Origin of the sequence: Amycolatopsis coloradensis, assembly GCF_037997115.1 — a bacterium.
Taxonomy (GTDB): domain Bacteria; phylum Actinomycetota; class Actinomycetes; order Mycobacteriales; family Pseudonocardiaceae; genus Amycolatopsis; species Amycolatopsis coloradensis_A.
This window is the reverse complement of sequence record NZ_CP150484.1, coordinates 99,703-119,391: the sequence shown is the minus strand read 5'-3', so window position 1 is coordinate 119,391 and position 19,689 is coordinate 99,703. Positions and strand designations below refer to the sequence as shown.

The following is a 19,689-nucleotide window of genomic DNA, read 5'->3' as shown; positions in this document are numbered from 1 at the left end:
CGGATCAGTACCCGCGTCCGCGCCGACACATCGGCTTCCGTCGACAAGATCCGGCTCGAGCCTGGGCGGCCTCAATGGCGGGCTCGGCCCATCGCGGTGTCGATGCGCTGTCGCTCGGCATCGCGGAGCTTCCGGTAGTACCCGGCTTTGGTCTGGTCGCCGACTTTGTCGGCCGCTTCGGCGGCGCTTTGCAACACCACCAGGGGAAGGCCGGGCACGTCGCGAGCCCGACGGTCCGCCTCGGCGAACACCGCCTCGGCGAACTCGCCCTCCGCGGAGCCGGCCAGCAGGAACAGTTCCTCCACGTACATCCGGCCCAGCCCCACCTCCGACCATCCGGACACGCCTTCCAGGGCTCGGCGGCACTCGCACAGCGCTTCCCAGGCGGCGTGGTGGTCGCCGGCCTGGCGCTCCAGCCCGGCAAGGGTCTGCCAGGCCGACGCCGAATCCCGGTCGTCGACGGCGAACGCCAGGCTCGCGCGCTGCGCTCGAGCCGCCTCGGCGAACGCCCCCAAGCCGGCCAGGTAGTAACGGAGCCGTCCCAGTGTTTCCTTGTCCCGATCGCGACCGGCCGCCCAGCGGTCGAGCTCCCGGCGGGTCAGTTCACGGTCGCCGGTCAGATGGGCGCGCTCGACCCAGGTGACCGGGTCCTCCGCGGCTGGATCCGCGGGGAAGTGAGAGCGCTTGCGCTGCGACCACTTCGCCAGGCCCTCCTCGGATACGCAGGGCCTGCCCGCCTCGTCGAGCAGCCGCTCGAGCACGGCGTCACGGTCGGCATGGCCGCTGCCTCGGACGAAGGCGGTGGTGGCCCGTACTCCAGCGGCGAACAGGTGTTCAAGGTCGTAACCACACCAGGTGTCGAAATTCGCCACCTTGATTTCCCAGTGCAGCCACACGTCCTCCACCTGCCGGTATTCGGCGAGCAGGAAACCGGCGAGCTCGGTCTCCTCGCTCAGTCCCTGGAACGGCGCCTCGTGACGGCACGACGCCTCTTGCCCGGCCAACCACCGCACCAGCGGGAGGTCTTCGGGACGGCGGTCGTATTGCAGCGCCCACAACACCTTTGCCCGCCGCACCGCGTTCCCGTCGCGGGCCTCGCCATCGGCATCCGTCGCACGCTCATAACGCAACTCCCGCCACGCACCGGACGATCCCCGCATCCGCTCCAGCTCACGCCGCGCACTCTCCATCACCCGCCAAGGATCCCATTGGCACCGGCCAAGTGAGCCGTCAGCGTGTCCGGGGTGGAGTGCGGCGCGGGGTCGTCGGGCGCTTCGCGGTCGTCGTCTTGCGCTGAGTCGTGGTGCGATGGGTCGTCGTCGTGCGGGTCGTGTCCGTCGTCGTACTCCGGGTCGTGGTGGTCGCCGGCGGCCGCGTCGTCGTCTCCACGAGGCCTGTCGTCGGGATCGTCGCCGTGGTCGAAGGCACCACCTGACCCCGCCCCGCCCCGCCCCCGGCACACGCGCCGAGCAGCGCGACCGCGCCTATGACCAGGCCACACCACCACACCCGCATGGCCGGACCCTAACAGTCCGGCCCCCGCGGATCCGGCGAACGGCGAAGCCGGCCAGGTCATCCGACGCGACTAGGCCGCGGTTCGCAGGCGATACAGCTCGGCCAGGGTGGCGCCCTCCGCGCCGATCTCCGCGCCTGTGCCCAGCCAGGTGGCCGCCTCGTCTTGGGGCAGCCGGGGGATCTCGATCTCGGCGAGGCAACGGCCCGGCCGGACCACCGCGGGGTGCAACCGCGCGACGTTCTCGTTGGTGGTCAGGCAGACGAGGATGTCCAGGCCTTGACCGAGCAGGCCGTCCGTCAGATTGAGCAGCCGGGACAGGGCCTGTCCGGAGTCGCGTTTCGCGTCGGCGCCGACCAGTTCGTCGCAGTCCTCGAGGATGAGCAGCCGCCATTTCCGCTTGTCCGCTCGCTCCTCACCGAGCACCACCGACGTCAGATAGCCCGGGTCGGCGAACAGGACCTCGGGGTCGAGGACGTTGTCGACCTGGCACCAGTCCCGCCATTCGTGCGCGAGTGCGCGCACGGCGGTCGTCTTGCCGGTGCCCGCGGGGCCATGGAGGAGCACCAGCCTGCCGGTGATGTCCTGCGGCCGCACCGTCATGAGCGTGTCGAGCGCGGTCACCGCCGACCGCGGGTAGTTGCCGCGGATCTCCTGCCACGGCGGCAAGTCCATGGTCCTGGGCGCACGCACCCCGGCGCCACCACACCCTTGCACGTGCCAGAAACCGACGGGTACGGCCGACTCCCCCGGCGTCCCCGTCCGTGCCGTTCGGACCGCGGCCGCGAGCACCTCGTCCGCCAGTGCGCCGGAGGTGGCGGACACGCATACGGTCGCGGCACCGGCGCGTCGCCGCAACGCGACGAGTGTCCATTCCGGTCCGAAGGCGAGGTGCGAATGCCGCCCGTCGAGCTCATACGTCAGGTCCGCGCTGACCCCCGGCGGCAGCAAGGTCGCGTCCGGCGAGACCTCGGTGATGTCGGCGGCCCTCGAGTGCGGCTGCGACCCGGTGATGAAAGGCTCCATCGCCAGCGAATTCAGCACGCCTTCCATCGGCGCGTTGCCGCCGAAGAACATCGCTCGATCGAGAGTTTCGGTGGCCGCGGGCCGGGATGACTCGGTTGTCCATGCTGTCACCACGCCACGATCCATCCGGCGAAGCCGGCGCACATCAGGGACCGTCCCCTATTCACCCCTGACAGGGGATCATGATCGGGCGTGTCGAAAGGCGCCGGCGCCCGCCGCTGGCCCGTCCACGGCCCCACCCCCGGCACCCCGATGATCGAAGGGATGCTTTTCTGGTCGTGAAACGGACACGAACGCGGCTCAGACGAGAGAGAACCGAATGACCAGAGACAACAGCCCCGAGCTGGTCGCCGTACTCGACCGCCTCGGCGAGGCGAGGAGCGAAGGAGCCGCGCGGTGAACGACGCAGATCCGGACGACGGCTTCGTCGAGGTGATCGCGCGCGAGGTGGAGGCCGACCCGGGCAATCTGGCGCTGCGCGAAGACTTCGTGACGCTTCTGCTGGAGCGGGAGCCGGCCCGCGCCGCCACCGAGCTGGCGGCGTTCGAGGCCCACGGCGGTGATCCGGCGCGGGTCCGGCTGCTGCGCGCCCGGCTGATGGCGGCGCGGTTGCGCACCTCGACCCCGGTTCCGGCCCCGGCCGACGAAGACCGTCAGGAAAGCGGCGCCGCCGTGTCGGCGTCGCTGTGGGACGCCGAGCGCCCGGCGGTGACGCTGGCCGACGTCGCGGGTCTCGCCGAGGTCAAGCAGCACCTGGACACCGCGTTCCTCGCTCCGCTGCGCAATCCCGAGCTGGCGGCGGCGTTCGGGCAGACGCCCGGCGGGTCGCTGCTGATGTACGGCCCGCCCGGCTGCGGCAAGACCTTCATCGCCAGGGCGATCGCCGGCGATCTCGGCGCCTCCTTCCTCCACGTGACCCTCGCGGACCTGCTCAGCAAGTGGATCGGGGAGAGCGAGAAGGCGATCCAGAGCGTGTTCCGCCACGCCCGCGCGGCGACGCCGTGCGTGATCTTCTTCGACGAGTTCGACGCGCTCGGTGGACGGCGTACCTCCGGTGGCGGCGGATCGCACGCGATGCGGATGCTCGTCACTCAGCTGCTCGAAGAGCTAGACGGCATGGCGGGCAAGAACGACGGGGTCTACTTCCTTGCCGCGACGAACCGGCCGTGGGACATCGACTCCGCCCTGCGCCGTCCGGGCCGGATCGACAAGACGGTGCTGGTGCTGCCACCGGACGCGGTCGCCAGGGCGGCGATCGTCCAGGGCGCGCTGGCGGGCAAACCCGCCGACGATGTCGACGTCGTGGCCGTCGCGGCGGCGACCGAAGGGTTCTCCGGCGCCGACCTCAGCCACTTGACGACCACCGTGCTGCAGAAGGCGATGGTCGAGTCGATGAGCAGGGGCGAGCTGATACCCGTCACCACCGACGCGCTGCTGGCCGCGGTCGGCGGCATCACCCCGTCGACGACGTCCTGGTTCGACCAGGTCGCGCCGGTACTGGAGTACGGCGTCGACGACGGCACCTTCGATCAGCTCCGGGCATACCGGGTGAAGCGAGGCATGCGATGAGCGACGACCTGGAGCGCGACCTCGACCTGGCCTGGGAACTCATCGGAGCCCAGCCGACGCATCCCAAGGTCGCCGAGTTGGCGCTGCGGGTGCTCGCGGCCCAGCCGGAGCGGAGCAGCGCGTTGATGCTGCTCGGCGATCACCGCCAGGTGTGCGGCGAAGTCGACGAGGCGCGGCGGCTGTTCCTCCGGGTGGCCGGCCGGCGCGACACTTGGTTCACGATGGCGGCTCGTGCGCTTCGGCATCTGGAATCGGCGGAGCACAACCATGACGAGGCGCTGCGATGGGCGCGCACCGTGCTGGGCGAGAGCCACGAGGACTGGGACGACTGGATGAAGCTGGGCTCCGCCCAGGCACTCTCCGGGGCGCACGAGGAAGGGTGGCGGCAACTCGACGAGGCGGTGGCACTGTGCGCGCGGACGGCGCCGGATGACCTCCCCAAGGCGCTGGCGAAACGCGCGGAGTACCTGCTGGAGAGCTTCGCACCACCCGAACGGTTCGCTCCCGCGGCCGAGGAGGCCATCCGGGCCAACGCGGCGGACTCCTGGGTCGCCATGCTGCTCGGCTACGCCTACCTGGCGCAGTACCGGTTCGATGACGCCGAACAACTCGGTCTTCGGCTGCTGCGTGAGGATCCGACCGACGACCTGCTGCAGAGCCTGGTGGGTGCCGCTCGGGCGATGCTGCGGATCCTCGAGAAAGCGAGCGGCGACGACATCACCCTGGCGGACCTCCAGGGCACTGGCGCGCTCGAGATGGCTTGGCAGCAGATCCGCGACCAGCGGCTCGGCACCGACCTGCCTTCCGCGCTGGCGGCGCTGGACGCCGTGCTGCCCGCCGACCTGCGTGCCACCCTTCGGCCGGGCGCCACGGCCGCCGATCTGGCGGACAAGAAGGTCGGCTCGATAGTCGCGAAGCCGCTGGTGGCCTGGCACGACGGCCAGCAGCCCGGCTCGGGTGCCACCTGGGGGCAGGCAGAGCCGTTCCGCCTGATGTCCGCGGCCGAGATCGTCGCCATGGACGCCGAGATCGAGGCCGACCGGGCGGCGCACCCCGACTGGCCCGAGAACGAACTCTGGGAACAGGTGATGACCGACGACGCCGGGGCGTACCTGGTCGTCGTCGCGTTCGGGGCGCTGGTCCGGCGCCGGCCAGGACAGCCCGACGAGCCCGTCGCCGACTCGATGGCCGACTGGATCTGGGACCGCGTGGCAGGCTTCGGCGGCCGGGACCCGCGGCCGGCACCCAGGAAGACCGAGAAGCCCGCGGCCGATCCGCCCCCTGCCCCCGGGACGCCGCTGACCGGCGTCATCGTGACGATATGCGCGGCGCTGGGTGCGCCCGAGGACTCCGCGGCGTACGCGGAACTGCGCGGGCTCTTCCCGGACTCGGCCGTCCGGCGGTTTTTGGTGGGCCGCAAGGAACCGAGTGTCGACGGCGTCGACATCACGGTGCTCGACGGGCTGGTGAAGAGGGTCAGTGTCGAGGTCGCGCGCTGCCCGAACGCGGACCGCGTGATCTCCGGGCTCGACCTCGGCGGGCATCGTGGGTCGGTCGACGCCTTCGTGCTGGCGCACGGGGCCGTTGCGCACGACAGCTGGCAGAACCGCGCCACCGGCGAGACCTGGGTCAACTACGACTTCGCCGGGCATCGGCTCGGCTTGGTGTGGGGGGACGGGAGACTCGCCCAGATCTTGGTGTCCACCACCGATATCTGAGCGGCGGTGAGCGAAAACCACGCACGCACGACGGCGGCGGCCGGGACCGAAGCGCGGGGTCACCCCGAGTGGCTTTCGCGACGTCAGCGGAGGCAGGACGAGTGCCCGGCCCAGGGGCGGTGAGACCCACGGGCCGGGCATGTGTCGCGAAGGCCACTTTCGCGACACGACCGCGGACGGCCATCGCATCCGATACGTTCGCCGCCGAGGTCAGCCCCTGGCGACATCGCTGGCGGTGGTGAACTCGTATCCCTGCGCCCGCAGGCCGAGGACGACCGTGCTCAGGTGCTCCAGCGGACGGAACAAGCTCGTTTTCGTCCTCGCGGCCGCCGTGCTGGCCCTCGCCGCGGCCTCCGCCATCGACCGCGGTGGCTCCGGTAAGGAGTCGTCGGCCGGGTGGTACGTGACCGTGTACTACACCGCCGTCGAAGCGCATCACGACGAAGACCCCGTGCCGGTCACCGGCTGCCTGGTGATCGACTGCGAACGCGGCGACGATCACCTGGGGCGCTACCCCGGAGGGTTCGTGCAGGCCGTCGAAGCCGAGGGAACCGGCCGGATCGTCAGCGGACGGCATGCCGGCCGCTACCTGAACTGGTCGCACGACATCGGTTTCTGGCTGGACAACGCGCCTCGTGACAGCCATGGCCGCCCGCTGGAGCCGTTCGTGTCCGCCGCCGCGGATCCGAACGTCCTCGGCGCCGGCCGCGAACTGCGGATCACCGGCTGCGGCACCGCGGAGGACGGCACGGCGATCGACGCGGGAGTCTGCGACCGGCTACGGTCCGCCTCCTGGCGGATCATGGACGAGTTCACGCCCGGTCTCGGCGGCGACCGGCACATCGACGTCTACCTCGGCGAGGAGACCGGGCCGGACTTCACTTCCGACCCGATGTACTCGTCGCTGCACAACGCCACACTGGAACTCGGCAGGCCTTGACCGTCAGGAAAGGTGCCCGGCCTCGGCCAGCGCGCGTTCCCGCACCTCCCGCACGACGCGGGAGTTCGTGAAGGCGGACGACACGGCGCTCAGCCAGGCGCTTTCCTCCCGCACGCCGGGATGCGCGTCCTCCGGCCCGGCCGGCGGGTGCGGCCAGCTGCGCCCCGCCGCACGCATCACCAGCGCCGCCGCGAGTTCGGCGGCGGCGCGCGTGGGTTCGTCGACCGGGGTGCGCAGCCAGTCCCCGAGCTGCGGCGGAACGTGTGCCCGCAACGCGAGTAGACCGTCACGGATCTCGATCACCCTGCGGTACAACGTGAATTCGAGGTCGTGGCGCACGGGCAGCGCGATCTGCGGATGCGCGGCGACGAGTTCCTTCCACAGCGGTGTCACCGCCCGGATCCCTCGCCACGCGCGCGCCAGCCGGAGCGCGCCGTCCCAGGTGGTGAACAGTCCGCCGAGGACCCACAGCACCATCGCGCCGAGGCCGACCAGGCGGGCGCGTGGCAGGAAATCGAGGTCCGCGAGGTCGGTGATCTCCAGCCACAGCGAGGGAAGCCCGGAGAACAGCACCCACGCGATGGTCGTGACGGCGGCGCAGACCAGGATCCGCAGGCCGGTCCGGAATGTCCCTTGTGGACGGCTCGCGGCACTGCGGGCCAGCATGCGCGTGAACAGCACCAGGCAGGTGACCCCGTACGCCGTGAGGACCACTTGGTACGCGACGACGCTCCAGCGCCACTGGAACGCGGGCGTGCCCACTTCGAGCCGATGCGGAACGATGTCCAGGTAGCACAGGAACATCAACGCCCAGCACAGCACGATGGGCCAGAACGGCGTCGGCTTTTCCGGTGACCGGGTACTGCGGACCACCTGGACCAGCGCGCGCATCGCGAGCAGTTGCAGCGCGTTGGTGACCAGCCGAGGGAGCAGGTCGTCGCCGAGGAGCCGGACCGTGGCGTCGGCGGAGACGGCGAGGCCCGCCGCCATGCTGAGGAAGAACGTGGCCAGATGCCTCGGCCCGGCACGCACCGTCATCAGCCGGGTGACGCCGATCAACGCCAGCATCGTGGCGGACAGATAGCTGATCACGAACCGAGGGCGTGGCGCAGCCGATCGGATTCCGGTCCGGCGCTCACGGCTCGGCGCATGAGCAACGACGCGAAGAGTTCGGCTTCCTTCTCCTGCTCCTGCGCGTACGTCGTGCGGCCGAGGACCCGGCGGACCAGATCCGCCGAAAGCGAGGGCGCGACCATCGCGGCGATCGCCTCCGGCCGCACCTCGCCTTCGACGTGCCCGCACAGCAGATGGCCGAGTTCATGCAGCAGGATGTGCCGCTGGTGCAACGGAGACGTGTCCCGCGTGTAGAACACGTAGTCCGCCCGGTCGGTGGCCGCGAGCACCCCGCACGGCGCCCCAGGCCGCGCCTCGAGCGCCACCAGTTCGATGGGGCGCCCGCGCATCGCCGCGACCTCGCCGAACAACGTGGTGACGTCGAACGGTTCCGGTAGCCGCACCGCGGACGCGATCCGCTCACATCTGCGCCAGAGCGCGCTCTTCCTGCCGAACATGGCTACTCCCCCTGGTCACGCTTGGACTCGCGCCGCCTGATCGCCTCGACGATGTCGGTCACGGTGCCGAGCCCCTCCTCGGACAGCGTCACCGCGCGCAACGCCAGGTTGCGCACCGCGGTGTTGCGCAACGCTCCCAGCAACTCGACCTCTTCGGCAAGAGCCCTTCCCTGTTCGTCGTCGAAGAAGTACGCGGGCGGCACCTGGAAGAACGCCGCGAGCGCTTCGAGATGCCGTTTGGTCGGGTTGTCCCGGCGGCCCGTCCGCAGTTGCCAGAGGTAGGCGGCGGAAAACGACTCGCCGGTGCTCTCCCGGCAGGCCCGCGCCACTTCCTCGTGGCTGTACTGCTCGCCGTTGGGCCGCCGGACCACTTGGAAGAGGCGGTCGATCCGGTCGGTGAGCGTGGTCGCCCGTGGTTCGGTCATCTTCACCTCCGTAAGCTGAGATGAATCTCAGAGAGATTATCGTTCATGTGAGTTGACAGCCGATCCGACGGCCCCTTACGGTCATCACGTTAGCTGAGATGAATGACTGAAGGGAGTCAGTCGATTCTGGCTGACACCCTGGAGGGGGAGTTCCCATGAAGAAGTTGTTGACCGCGGCGGCACTGGCAGTGGCCGCCATGACCGTGTCGGCGACGCCGGCTCTCGCCGTGGAGACCGGAGATTTCTACGGCAGCGGCATCGGGCCGTATCCGACGGACGCCATCGGCTCGGCGGAAAAGGTCGCCCGCACCTTCGCCCGCAACACGGGCTGGCTGGACTCACAGTGCTACGTCCTAGCCTCCGACGTCCGGTCGCAGACGTACTACTACAGCGCCACCGTCCGGCTCTACTGCCAGCGCTGACACCAGGAGGGGAAACGATGAACAGAACGATCGCCCGCACGACGGGGGCCGCCGTGGTCCTCGCGGGACTCATGACACTCGCACCGGGGGTGGCGAGCGCCGCGGAGACCCGGGCGTTCCTCGGGACCACCGTGGAGAAGACGTCGGCCTCGGCCAAGCGGACGGCGTTGCAGCAGGCCTACGACCACGCCTCCGCCTACGGGTACACGCCCGACCAGTGCGTGACCATCCACCTGTACTCGGTGAAGATCAGCTTCGTGATGTACCGGGGTGAAGCCGGGATCCACTGCACGAAGTAGGCGGTGCCGCGAAAGCCACTTTCGGGACGCCCTTGCGCAGGACGATCGCGGTGCCGTCGGCCCGGTCGAGCACGATCGGACCGGTCACGTTGTCGCGGACGGCGGTGGTCAGGCCGACCAGTGCGACGGCGCGGCTCAGTTCCAGTTCGACGAACGGTGACCACCGGCGGCGCGCGACGAACGCGGCGCCGTCCCCTGCCGGGAACACCGCGCGGTGCCCGCCTTCCGTGCGGGCCGGGTTCGCCTCGATCGACGGGACCTTGGTGACTACGTCGGCCGCGAGGACGCCGCGGAGCACTTCCGCGAGGCCACCGGGCTCCTCGACAGCCCTCTTGGCCGCGGTGAGCGTCGCGGTGGCAGGGTCGACCAGTTCGGCCAGATCCGCGTCGATGACGGCGGAGCATTCGCATCCTTCGTCGCGGATCGCGTCGATGAGCAGTTGGCGCGGCAGACCGGTGGCCGGCCGCAGGACGATCTCGTCGAGCACGCCTCCGGGGACCGGGAGCACCGACAGTCCGAGGATGTTGCATTCGAGGTCGGCGAGCCGGATCGCGATCCTGGCCAGGGTGCCGGGCCGGTCGTCCACGCGGATCCGGACACGCCATGCCGACGCGGCCGCGGTCTCTTCGCCGGGATGGACCAGGGTGGGCCGGGCTCGATAGGTCTCCATGACTCCACGGTCCCGGCCGGTTGTTGCCTGCCCACGGCGCGGGTGTTTCGCTCAGGTCAGCGTTCGACGCCACCGCGCAACCCCGGCGAAACACTCAGCGGGGAGAAAGCACGCTGAACTCGTTGCCCTCCGGATCCACCATCGCATCGCCACGCTGCCCTGACGCGCCCAGCTCCCGCAGGCGCCGGACTTCGGCCGCCCGGCTCTTGCCTCGCCGTGGCGCGATCTCGAACCGCAGCCTGTTCCTGTGCCGTTTCTCCTCCCGCGTGGCGAGGAACTCGATCCACGGGCCGCGGCCGTCCGGTGGCCGCAGGCCGACGATCGCCTCTTCCCGGACGCCGACCTCCCAGCCCAGGGAGGCCGCCCAGAACCGCGCCAGCCGCTCCGGGTCGAGGGCGTCGGTGACGACCGAAGCGATCGCGCCGGTGCCCTCGTACTGTTCGCGCGGCTCGAGGACGCAGAACTCGTTGCCCTCGGGGTCCGCGAGCACCACCCACGGCACCCGTTTCTCCTCCGGCGGGCCCTGGCCGATGTCGATATGCCGTGCGCCGAGGGACAGCGCACGGTCCACCAGCTCGGCCTGGTGCTCGGGCGAACGGCTCGCCAGATCCAGGTGCAGGCGGTTCTTGCCCCGTTTGGGGCCCGCCTCGGAGCGGAACGCCGGTTGGAACGGGGCGTCCCAGCTGAACAGNCGCCTTGAGTTCCGCGCGTGCGTGGTCGAGGCGGACCCGCCGGTTTTCTGCGTTCACCGCTCCAACCGCGCGAGCACTTCGGCGGCGGCGCGATGCCCGGAACGGACGGCGCCGTCCATGTAGCCGTTCCAGATGTCGGAGGTCTCCGCACCCGCCCAATGGATCCGCCCGACCGGTTCGGCCAGCGCGGCGCCGTACTGGGTCCACCCGCCCGCGCCGAGGCGGCCGCCGTAACAGCCGCGGGTGTACTCCTCCTCCATCCAGTTCTGTTCGACGTAATCCATCGGTTCCGCCGCTTCCGGCCCGAATTGCTTCACCAGCGTGGCGACCGCCGCCTCGCGGCGTTCCCGGGGTGACAGGCGGGCGACCTCGCGGGCGTGGGCGCCCTCGAAGAAGCCGACGAGGACGCCGCAAGAGCCGTCCGGCGGCGAGTTGTCCAGGGTGACGCACAGCGGGTCGTCCAGGTTGAACGCGAACCCGTTGAGCCCGGCGTCGCGCCAGAACGGCGCCGGATAGGCCACCTGCACCTTGATCACGCTGCCCATCGGGATCTGCTGGGTCAGCCCGTCACGCGCCGCCGGGAGCGCCGGCTCGTAGTGCAGCCGTCCCGCCAGCGTGGGCGGGATCGCCACGATCACCCGCTGGGCGGCGATCCGCCCGCCGTCGTGGCACACCTCGACCCCGTCCGCGTGGTGGGCGATACCGCGAACCGGCGCGCCGAGCGTGATGACGTCACCCAGCCGATCGGCGAGCCGCTCGGAGATCAGGTGGGTGCCGCCCACGACGCGCAGCTCCTGCGCACCGCCGGTGGTGGCGACGAGAACGTCCAGCGTGCCCGCGGATTTGACGTAGAACAGGAAGTGCAGCAACGACATCTCCGCCGGTTCCGCGGAGAACACCGCGGGGACGACGGCTCCCCAGAACGCGAGGGCCTCGACGTCGTCCGTGGCGGCGCGAAGCCATTCGTCCAGGGTTTTGCGGTCCAGCTCCGCGGCTTCGGGTGACATCCACGGCGAGGAGAGCGACACCGTCTCGGCCAAAGCCTCGAGTTCGAACTTCATCCGGCCGACTTCGAGCGCCGCCTGATCCGACAGCCCGAACGTTTCGTCCGCGTAGATGGTGCGCCTGCCGTTGTAGACCGTCACCGCCGCCCCGTCGTCGTAAGTCGGGAACGTCTCGAGGCCGAGCTCGGCGACGAGTTTCAGGACCTCGGTCTGCGTCCGGCCGATCCACTGACCGCCCAGCTCGACCGCGACCCCGTTGACCAGCTCATGACCGAGGTTGCGGCCCGCCACCCGGTCCCTCGCCTCCAGCACGGCGACCGTGCGTCCCGCGCCGGTCAGCGCGCGAGCGGCGGTCAACCCCGCGAGGCCCGCTCCGATAACCACGACATCGACAGTGTGCACGGCAGACTCCCCAAATTGTCGGTCGGTTGTCCGACTCAAAGTAGGACAGGCCTCCACCCGGCACAAGAGCCGATATGCGAAACTCGGACACGACCGACGAAGGAGAAGCCGGATGGCCTACGTGAAGGCGGCGGAACGCGAGGGGCAGATCGTCGCCGCGGCGATCCGGGTGCTCAGCACCGTCGGCGTACCCGGGACCACTCTCCGCGCGGTGGCCGCCGAAGCGGGGATCTCACTGGGCACCCTGCACTACGTCTTCCCGAGCAAGGACCAGCTGTTGCGCGCGGTCATCGGCACGGTCGTCGACGACATCTCCGACGCGCTGCGCAGCGGCCTCGAACCGGACCGGGGCTTCGAGCACGCGCTCCGGACGGGCATCACGACGTTCTGGGACAAACTCGTCGAGGGTGACGTCGGATTGCAGATCATGCAGTACGAGCTCTCCAACTACTCGTTGCGGAGCGAGGCACCGAACCTCGCCCGATCCCAGTACGACGCCTACATCTCGCTCGTGACCAGGCTCTGCGAACAGGCCGCCATCGCCGCCGGCGAACGCTGCGCCGTCGGCTTCGACACGCTGGGACGACTCGCGCTCGCCTCGGTCGACGGCCTGATCCTGCAGTACGTGGCCCACCCGGACCCGGTACGCGCGCACGGGGATCTCGAACGGGCACTGGACATGATCGTGTTACTGGCGGATCCGCAGCCTGTCGCGGCGCGCACCGGAAATCCGCGCTAACATTCAGATGTTTTCACCATCTGGGTTGAACATCTGAATGAAACTGGTGCGCATGCGAGTCCTCTTCGCCAGCCTTGCGTCGGTCGGCCATACCTATCCGCTGATCCCGCTCGCGATCGCCGCCAGGGACGCCGGGCACGAAGTGCATTTCGCCGCCGGAGAGAACGTCCACCCGCCGCTGCTGAGGAACGGTCTCAGGCCTTTTCGCCCGGCGGACGCGTTCTACGAGATCTACGCCGAGGATCTCGAACCGGAACTGGCACGACTCCGGCCCGACCTCGTCGTGCACGAATGGGGACAGCCCGGGGTGGCCGTCGCCGCGGAGCGCGCCGGGATCCCCGGCCTCTGGCACGGGTTCGGCCGCCTGTTCCCGGACGGAATCGGGTTCGAGCCGCCGACGCGGCCCGACCGCCCCCATCTCGACATCTGCCCACAGTCCTTGCAGGACAGGAACTTCCTCGCGACGGCCGAACGCGTCGCACTGCGACCCGTGCCCTACTCCGAACCGGCGGTGCCCCCGTGGCGCGTCGAAAAGTCCGCTCGTCCGCTGATCTATCTGACGCTCGGCACCGCCTTCGGCACGCCGGAAGTGCTCACCACCGTGCTCCGGGGGCTGGCTCCGCTCGGCGCGCACGTGGTGGTCGCCTCGGGACGGGTCCGCCCGGAGGAACTCGGCGCCGTACCGGACAACGTGACGGTGCGGGCATGGATCCCGCAAGCCGACCTGCTGCCGCACGTCGACGTGGTCGTGCACCACGGCGGCAGCGGCACGACCCTCGGCGCGCTCTCGGTCGGCGTCCCGCAGCTGATCCTCCCGCAGGGAGCCGACCAGTTCGCCAACGCCGAAGCCCTGTGTGCGGCGGGTGCCGCGCTGAGTCTTCACCCCGGCGAACCGAACGCGGAAGCCGTCGCCGAACACACCGGGAGCCTGCTGGGCCGGAACGCCCATCGCGACGCGGCCAGGGCGATCGCCGAGGAGATCGCCCGGATGCCCTCCCCCGCCGAGATCGCCCGGGCACTGCCGGACTGGGCCTCGTGAGCGATCGGCTCAGAAGCCGAAGAGCTCCTGCGGCACCTCGTGCTCGTCCGGCCAGGTCAGCCAGGCGACGTCCGTCGGGCCGATGGCGCAGTTGGCCACCCGCCAGGACCGGGCGTCGTCATCGACGTTCGTCTCGCTCCGCTTCTTGAGCAGGGCGACGTAGACGTCGGACATGACGCCGTCGGCCCGCTTGTTCTCGTAGATGGTGCCGGCGTAGTACGACCGGCCGGCTTCGGTGCCGCGCATCGTCCCCTGCAGGAACACCCAGGGACCGAGCCGGTCGAGCTGTTCCACGGCCACCTGGACCCGATCGCCGAATTCCTGGTCGAGCCGGGCGGTGGCGGCCTGGAGTACCGCTTCCCGGACCGGGTCGCCGGGGTTCAGCGCCACCGGGACGGGTCGTGCGGACGGGGTGTACATCGAGCTACCTCCCACTGGCGGGCGGCGACGCGGACGACCGCGTCGGCCAGTGCGTCCGGCGAAGCCTCGGCCAAGAGCGGTTCGGCTTCGGCCAGTGTCAAGCAGAGCTACGACGAGAAGGTCAACGTCGATGCCAAGCGTGGCGCCAGCTCGTTCGATTCCGACGTGACCCACCGCAGCATGCGCAGCTACTGGAAAGTACGCGTACGTGCCCAGATCGCCCAGTACCGCGCACCGGACGAGCAGGGCAAGCCGAAGATCGTGGTTGCACTGCCGCGCACCAAGGCCGGCAGCTACGCCGTAGGCGATGGCCGCGTGGATGCCGATGAAGTGGCCGACGCGATCCGCGCACGCCTGTCCGACACGCTGACCCAGACCCAGCGCTTCATCGTGCTGGACCGTGAGTTCGGCGACGAACTGCAGGCCGAGATCGACCACATCAACAGCGGCAACGTGCGCCTGCAGGACACCGCGCGCGTGGGCCAGCAGCTGGCGACCGATCTGATCCTGATACCGACCATCGAACGCTTCGAGTACCCGCGCAGCGTGCGCAACCTGCGCATGTCCGACCGCCAGGTGACCTCGTACTCCGGTGGCGGCCGCATCACCCTGCGCCTGGTCAACGCCACCACCGGCCAGGTGGTGATGTCCGACAGCTTCGACCACCAGCTGGCCTCGACCGGCCCCAGCACCCTGCCGCGTGTGGTCAACGGCCGCAACATGGCCGCGGCGATGATGGAATCGCTGTCCGGCCAGATCGGCACCAGCATCGTCACCACGCTGTTCCCGGTATCGGTGGTGTCGGTGGACGGTGACCAGGTGGTGCTGAGCCAGGGCGGTGACACCGTGCAGGCCGGCCAGCGCTGGCAGGCCGTGCGCCTGGGCGAAGAACTGAAGGACCCGCAGACCGGCCGCTCGCTGGGCCGCAGCGAACACCCGTGCTGCACCATCCGCATCGACCGCGTCGCTGCACAGACCTCATACGGCACCATCGAAGACGGCGTCGACGCGATGCGCGGCGGTTTCCGTCCGGGCCAGATCGAACTGCGCCAGAAGCTGGGCAGCAAGCCGGCGGCCGCCGCCGCAGGAGCGACTGCCTCGGCCGCTCCCGCAGCTGCCGCACGCCCGGCCGCCAAGCCGAAGCCCAAGCCCGCTGCCGCGCCGGCCGAAGATCCGAAATNCCTCCCACTGGCGGGCGGCGACGCGGACGACCGCGTCGCCGGGCCCGGTGCTGCTATGGCGTTCTGTCGGATCAGGTCGGCGGGGTGAGGATCTTCACGAGGCCGCCACCGCCGCCCATGCTGATCTTCTGCGAACCGTCGGGGTTGACGTTGTTCGAGCCGATGAACTGGCCATCGCCCGCGTACAGCACGACGTGCCCGCCGTTGTTCGAGATCACCACGTCGCCCGGTTTCGCTTCCGAAAGCGGCACCGACTTCCAGCCGTCCGCTTCGAGGTTGGCCGTCAGGCCCGCGACCGAGGCACTGGCCTGCCCCTTGTCGATCAGGCCCGCCGCCTCGAGACAGCCGGAAACGAAGTTCGCGCAGTTGACGTTGTTGGGCACCCACGACTGCATGGCGGGCAGCTCGCCGCTGCCCTTGAGGTCGCCGGCGTTGCGGCCGAGGAACTGCTCGGCGATCTTCGCCGGGTTGTCGCCCCGCGCGTCGATCGGCTTGGCGGGCCTGCCGTCGCCCGGCACCCCGGCGGGGCCGCCGCCACCGCCGCCGCCTCCGCCACCACCGCCGCCGTCTCCCCCGCCGTAGCTGGGTGTGCTGCTCAGGTTGGAGTTGACGGGCTTCGCGTTGACGCTCGACGCCGTGGTCTGGCCGTCGTCGGCGGGGATGAGCTCGATGAAACCGCCTTCGATCTCCAGGCCGAGTGGCTTGAGGAGATCGTCGATCTGCTTCTCGGCGTCGTCCAGCGCTTTCTCGATCTCGTCCTTCTTGCCGTTCGAGTCTTTTTCGTTGAGCTGCCGGAGCCGCTCGATGTCCGTCGCGGCGGCGGCGATCTCGTTGTCGTCCTTCGAGCTGTTCTTCCGGCGGCGGGCCGCGTCGATCAGCTTGCGGTTGTCCGCGTCCTTGTCGTTAGCTTCCTGGGCGAGCTGTGCGACCTTCTTCTTGACCTCGTCGAGAATCTCGGACACCCGCTGGAGGATGTTCTTGGCGGCCTCGGCCTTGTCGCTCACCTTGTAGCTGGCCTTGCCGAGCTTTTCGAGGTGTTCGGCGACGGCGTCGGCGTCCTTGCCCTCCCAGTTACGCAGGACGTCGTCGCGGAAGACCTTGAGGTCGTCGCCGAGATCGTTCGCCCTCGTCGCCGCGCCGCCGACCTTCCTCGCCTGGTCGTTGACCGCGCTCGAATTGAGCTTCTGCGCCTGCTGGGCGTGTTTGTCGATGGCGTCCAACGACTTCGGGCGGTCGTGCGACGGGTCGTCGAGCGTGCTCGGATTCCGCTCCGCGGTGGTCATCGGTAAATCCCCCTGGTTCCCGTCTTCAGTCCGATCAGTCCCGCTCGCGGGCGCCGCCGCGGAGGGTGTCGACACCCGCGGCTTCGTCGTTCCGCATCCGCTGGGCGGCGTTGGCCAACGCGTTCGACGCGGCGTCGACGAGCTTCGCGGCGGCCGCCAGTTCGGCGTTCACACCGCGGTGGAAACCCTTCATCGTGGTCCCCGTGCTGGCCGCGTTCTTCAGGTCGCCGAACGCGCCACCGGGATCGCCGTCGCCCAGGTCCTTGCCCGCGCCGCTGTAGCCGTCCTTGAGCCCGCCGACCTTCTTGGCCAACGCGGCGATCTGCTCTGGATCGAATCGGCGAGTCATGAATGATCCCTCCAGTCCGGCGCCTGCGCGCGCGCTTGCCTGACCCACACTGCTCTACCGCGCACCCTATGAGTTCACACCCACGCGTGCGCACCGTTTCCCGAAACGCGATGACGCCGTTCGTGTACACCGACGCATCCGGCCGCGCATTGGTTCCCGGAAGATTTCACCGGCTTCCTCGGCGGCAAGATCCTACCCTCTCGGCGCCTGTGGACAGCGGGACACCGGGCTCCAAGAGCTACTTTCCGTAGCCGATTCTCACCCGGTCGGGTGGGCTAGACCAGACCCAGTTCGCGGGCCCGGACGCCGGCCTGGAAACGGGACTCGGCACCCAGCGCCGCCATCAGCTCGGCCACCCGTCGCCGATAGGTGCGCACGCCGAGGCCGAGGCTCCGGGCGGCGGCTTCGTCCTTGACGCCGCTGCCGAGCAGATCCAGCACCGCGGGCGCGAGCCTCCGGATCTCGGACACCTGCGCGTCGAAGACGTCGAGATCGGTCGCCGCTCGCCAGGTCGCCTCGAACAGCGAAATCACGCCCTGCACGGTTTCGGGCTGGGTGATGACGCTGTAGCCGCGCTGCCCGGCGACGCGGTCGCCTGCCAGGATGACAAGCCTGCCGTCCATCACGATCGTCTCGTTGACGTCCTCGGTCGAAATCCGGATCTGGGCTCCGAACCGGTCGCGGATCCTCGCGAGCTCCTGCGCGGTTCCCGGGTCGAGCAGCAGTCCGGCCCGGTAGATCTTGCGCACCCAGATCTCGCCGGCCCGGCGCTCGGCGGCCGCGGTGAGTTCGTCCGATCTGCGCTCGGCCACCCAGGTCGCGAGGTCGTTGGCGGCGCACGCCAGGTCGGTCACGGTCGAGAACAGGTGCCCGATCCGGCGGAACAGCTCCTCTTCGCCGCGCACGACGGTGACCGCATCGCCCGCCCTGGTGAGCCCGTCGCTCGTCCGCATGGCATCGATACTGCCCCACCCGCGACCGGGTGGCAGCTTGTTGCCATTTCCTGACTACGGACGGACCCGTCGCGATGCTGGTGGTCATGACGAATTTTCACGACAACGCCGCCGGTACCTGGCGGCTCGGCGACCTGACCGTCAACCGGCTCGGCCTCGGCGCGATGCGGTTGACCGGGATGCCGTGGGACGAAAAGCCCAAGAGCCGTGAGTCCGCGATCGCCGTCCTGCGCCGTGCGATCGAACTCGGCGTCGACCACATCGACACCGCTTCGTTCTACTTCACGCCCACGCGCTCGGCGAACGAGTTGATCAGCACGGCGCTCCAGCCCTATTCCGAGAACCTCGTGATCACCACGAAGGTCGGCGCGGGCCGCTCCCGCGACGGCGAATTCTCTTTCGCACGCCCGGATCAGCTCCGCGGTCAGGTCGAAGAGAACATCCGGCAGCTCGGTCTCGACCACCTCGACGTCGTCAATCTGCGCTGGGGCGCCGCGATGGGCAAGGAGCCCGGCTCGGTGGCCGAACACTTCGGCGCGCTGGCGGAGCTGCGCGAGGCCGGCTTGATCCGCCATCTGGGTGTCTCCAACGTCGTGGCGGACCAGCTGACGGAGGCCCTGTCGATCGCTCCGGTGGTCTGCGTGCAGAACCGCTACGGCCTGGCAGACCGGGAGGACGACGCACTCCTGGACCTGTGCGGCGAGCACGGCATCGCGTTCGTGCCCTTCTTCGCCGTCACCACTTCGCTTCCCGGCGCCGCCACTCCCGACACCGTTCCGGGGCAGGCCGAGGTCGCGAAAGTCGCCGCGGCACACGACGCGACCCCGGCGCAGATCCGGCTCGCCTGGACGCTGCACCGCGGCGCGCACGTTCTCGCCATCCCCGGGACCGGTGACCCCAGGCATCTGGAGGAGAACGTCGCGGCGGGCGGCATCCGGTTGAGCGAGGAGGAACTGGCGCTGCTCGACGGTGTCGGCGGCGGCTCCGTCGGGAGCTAGCGCGGGTGGGCTTTCGCGGTCGTGGGCTTTGCCCGGTCCGCGAAGGCCTCCTTGCCGGGACCCTGAAGGTCAGGGTCCCGGCAAAGTCACCTGAACGCTGGCCGGTGTCGCTCTTGGTGATTCGAACTGGACCTCCGCACGGAGATGTCCACAAAGGACGCCGGACGACGAGAGAATGTCCGTTTGATGACTATATGTCGGTTTTACAAAAGGGGTCGTGAGTGGCAAAGAGGGTTCTAACGACCCTTACCAGTCGCGACCCCAGTCTGAATCTGCACAAAGCGCTCAAACTGGACACTTTGAGCGGAAGCGGTGTCCCTTGTGGACAGTCGAGAAGGTATCCGACCACTGTGACCCGCTTAGCCAGCGGATAGCCGACTTCGCCGGGACCCTGCCCCTGGAGGTAGTGAAGGAGGCCTTCACTACCTCCAGGTCGCCACGGCCGCACCAGAAGCACCACGCGTGTCGTCCGTCCA

Annotated in this window: 21 protein-coding genes and 1 pseudogene; 10 read left to right on the top strand and 12 right to left on the bottom strand. The window is 69.6% G+C overall.

Translation table 11 applies throughout. From position 1 onward, the window contains the following. Positions 1 to 71 precede the first annotated feature (71 nt). Positions 72 to 1,193 (bottom strand): hypothetical protein, encoded by a 1,122-nt coding sequence (locus tag LCL61_RS00435; RefSeq protein ID WP_340684994.1) that lies wholly within the window; start codon positions 1,191 to 1,193, stop codon positions 72 to 74. 110 nt (positions 1,194 to 1,303) lie between these two features. Here LCL61_RS00435 and LCL61_RS00430 point away from each other — a divergent pair, with 110 nt between their 5' ends. Next, positions 1,304 to 1,435 carry a hypothetical protein gene (locus tag LCL61_RS00430; protein ID WP_340684993.1) on the top strand — a complete coding sequence of 44 codons (132 nt, stop codon included), beginning with the start codon at positions 1,304 to 1,306 and terminating at the stop codon, positions 1,433 to 1,435. Positions 1,436 to 1,585: 150 nt separating this feature from the next. Here LCL61_RS00430 and LCL61_RS00425 read toward each other — a convergent pair whose 3' ends face one another. Next, complete coding sequence (locus tag LCL61_RS00425; protein ID WP_340684992.1) at positions 1,586 to 2,650, bottom strand: DUF5925 domain-containing protein; 1,065 nt, start codon at positions 2,648 to 2,650, stop codon at positions 1,586 to 1,588. Between the two features lie 285 nt (positions 2,651 to 2,935). Here LCL61_RS00425 and LCL61_RS00420 point away from each other — a divergent pair, with 285 nt between their 5' ends. The 3 genes from LCL61_RS00420 (at position 2,936) to LCL61_RS00410 (ending at position 6,766) form a co-directional block, all read left to right on the top strand. Beyond that, positions 2,936 to 4,108, top strand: coding sequence for an ATP-binding protein (locus tag LCL61_RS00420; RefSeq protein WP_340684991.1), 1,173 nt, complete (start codon positions 2,936 to 2,938; stop codon positions 4,106 to 4,108). Next, positions 4,105 to 5,826, top strand: a complete 1,722-nt coding sequence (locus LCL61_RS00415; protein WP_340684990.1) for a tetratricopeptide repeat protein — start codon at positions 4,105 to 4,107, stop codon at positions 5,824 to 5,826. Before LCL61_RS00420 ends, LCL61_RS00415 begins: the two co-directional genes overlap by 4 nt. A gap of 238 nt (positions 5,827 to 6,064) precedes the next feature. Continuing rightward, on the top strand, positions 6,065 to 6,766 hold the full coding sequence (locus LCL61_RS00410) for a hypothetical protein (protein WP_340684989.1): 702 nt from the start codon (positions 6,065 to 6,067) through the stop codon (positions 6,764 to 6,766). A 3-nt stretch (positions 6,767 to 6,769) separates the two neighbouring features. Here the strand turns inward: LCL61_RS00410 and LCL61_RS00405 are convergent, their stop codons facing one another. From LCL61_RS00405 to LCL61_RS00395, 3 genes are read right to left on the bottom strand one after another with little or no spacing between them, the layout of a single operon-like run. Further along, positions 6,770 to 7,858 (bottom strand): MAB_1171c family putative transporter, encoded by a 1,089-nt coding sequence (locus tag LCL61_RS00405; RefSeq protein WP_340684988.1) that lies wholly within the window; start codon positions 7,856 to 7,858, stop codon positions 6,770 to 6,772. Further along, complete coding sequence (locus tag LCL61_RS00400; RefSeq protein ID WP_340684987.1) at positions 7,855 to 8,337, bottom strand: ImmA/IrrE family metallo-endopeptidase; 483 nt, start codon at positions 8,335 to 8,337, stop codon at positions 7,855 to 7,857. The genes LCL61_RS00405 and LCL61_RS00400 overlap by 4 nt, the downstream gene beginning before the upstream one ends. Before the next feature lie 2 nt (positions 8,338 to 8,339). Then, positions 8,340 to 8,762 (bottom strand): XRE family transcriptional regulator, encoded by a 423-nt coding sequence (locus LCL61_RS00395; RefSeq protein WP_340684986.1) that lies wholly within the window; start codon positions 8,760 to 8,762, stop codon positions 8,340 to 8,342. A gap of 155 nt (positions 8,763 to 8,917) precedes the next feature. On the opposite strand from LCL61_RS00395, the gene LCL61_RS00390 reads away from it, so the two are divergent. Together LCL61_RS00390 and LCL61_RS00385 are read left to right on the top strand one after the other, a co-directional pair. After that, positions 8,918 to 9,184, top strand: coding sequence for a hypothetical protein (locus LCL61_RS00390; RefSeq protein WP_340684985.1), 267 nt, complete (start codon positions 8,918 to 8,920; stop codon positions 9,182 to 9,184). A gap of 17 nt (positions 9,185 to 9,201) precedes the next feature. Next, on the top strand, positions 9,202 to 9,483 hold the full coding sequence (locus LCL61_RS00385) for a hypothetical protein (RefSeq protein ID WP_340684984.1): 282 nt from the start codon (positions 9,202 to 9,204) through the stop codon (positions 9,481 to 9,483). A 22-nt stretch (positions 9,484 to 9,505) separates the two neighbouring features. On the opposite strand, the pseudogene LCL61_RS00380 reads toward LCL61_RS00385, so the two are convergent. The 3 genes and pseudogenes from LCL61_RS00380 to LCL61_RS00370 form a co-directional block, all read right to left on the bottom strand. Further along, positions 9,506 to 10,153: pseudogene (locus tag LCL61_RS00380) on the bottom strand (ACT domain-containing protein); the annotation flags it as partial. A gap of 94 nt (positions 10,154 to 10,247) precedes the next feature. Then, on the bottom strand, positions 10,248 to 10,844 hold the full coding sequence (locus LCL61_RS00375) for a VOC family protein (protein ID WP_340688451.1): 597 nt from the start codon (positions 10,842 to 10,844) through the stop codon (positions 10,248 to 10,250). A gap of 54 nt (positions 10,845 to 10,898) precedes the next feature. Further along, positions 10,899 to 12,251 carry a flavin monoamine oxidase family protein gene (locus tag LCL61_RS00370; RefSeq protein WP_340684983.1) on the bottom strand — a complete coding sequence of 451 codons (1,353 nt, stop codon included), beginning with the start codon at positions 12,249 to 12,251 and terminating at the stop codon, positions 10,899 to 10,901. 112 nt (positions 12,252 to 12,363) lie between these two features. On the opposite strand from LCL61_RS00370, the gene LCL61_RS00365 reads away from it, so the two are divergent. Next, positions 12,364 to 12,990 carry a TetR/AcrR family transcriptional regulator gene (locus LCL61_RS00365; protein ID WP_340684982.1) on the top strand — a complete coding sequence of 209 codons (627 nt, stop codon included), beginning with the start codon at positions 12,364 to 12,366 and terminating at the stop codon, positions 12,988 to 12,990. Between the two features lie 52 nt (positions 12,991 to 13,042). Continuing rightward, complete coding sequence (locus tag LCL61_RS00360) at positions 13,043 to 14,029, top strand: glycosyltransferase (protein ID WP_340684981.1); 987 nt, start codon at positions 13,043 to 13,045, stop codon at positions 14,027 to 14,029. Between the two features lie 9 nt (positions 14,030 to 14,038). Here LCL61_RS00360 and LCL61_RS00355 read toward each other — a convergent pair whose 3' ends face one another. Beyond that, a complete protein-coding gene (locus LCL61_RS00355; protein ID WP_340684980.1) occupies positions 14,039 to 14,449 on the bottom strand; it encodes a hypothetical protein in 411 nt (136 codons plus the stop codon). A gap of 180 nt (positions 14,450 to 14,629) precedes the next feature. Here LCL61_RS00355 and LCL61_RS00350 point away from each other — a divergent pair, with 180 nt between their 5' ends. Continuing rightward, the gene (locus LCL61_RS00350) at positions 14,630 to 15,718 is read left to right on the top strand and encodes a CsgG/HfaB family protein (protein WP_425342021.1); all 1,089 of its coding nucleotides are present in this window, start codon (positions 14,630 to 14,632) and stop codon (positions 15,716 to 15,718) included. Here LCL61_RS00350 and LCL61_RS00345 read toward each other — a convergent pair. The 3 genes from LCL61_RS00345 to LCL61_RS00335 form a co-directional block, all read right to left on the bottom strand. Further along, positions 15,702 to 16,913 (bottom strand): peptidoglycan-binding protein, encoded by a 1,212-nt coding sequence (locus LCL61_RS00345; RefSeq protein ID WP_340684978.1) that lies wholly within the window; start codon positions 16,911 to 16,913, stop codon positions 15,702 to 15,704. The two genes, LCL61_RS00350 and LCL61_RS00345, sit on opposite strands and share 17 nt — an antisense overlap. Before the next feature lie 34 nt (positions 16,914 to 16,947). Beyond that, positions 16,948 to 17,262 carry a hypothetical protein gene (locus tag LCL61_RS00340; protein WP_034313468.1) on the bottom strand — a complete coding sequence of 105 codons (315 nt, stop codon included), beginning with the start codon at positions 17,260 to 17,262 and terminating at the stop codon, positions 16,948 to 16,950. Between the two features lie 275 nt (positions 17,263 to 17,537). Next, positions 17,538 to 18,215 carry a DNA-binding response regulator gene (locus LCL61_RS00335; protein ID WP_340684977.1) on the bottom strand — a complete coding sequence of 226 codons (678 nt, stop codon included), beginning with the start codon at positions 18,213 to 18,215 and terminating at the stop codon, positions 17,538 to 17,540. Positions 18,216 to 18,301: 86 nt separating this feature from the next. Here LCL61_RS00335 and LCL61_RS00330 point away from each other — a divergent pair, with 86 nt between their 5' ends. Beyond that, a complete protein-coding gene (locus LCL61_RS00330) occupies positions 18,302 to 19,213 on the top strand; it encodes an oxidoreductase (RefSeq protein WP_340684976.1) in 912 nt (303 codons plus the stop codon). The last annotated feature ends 476 nt before the right edge of the window (positions 19,214 to 19,689 follow it).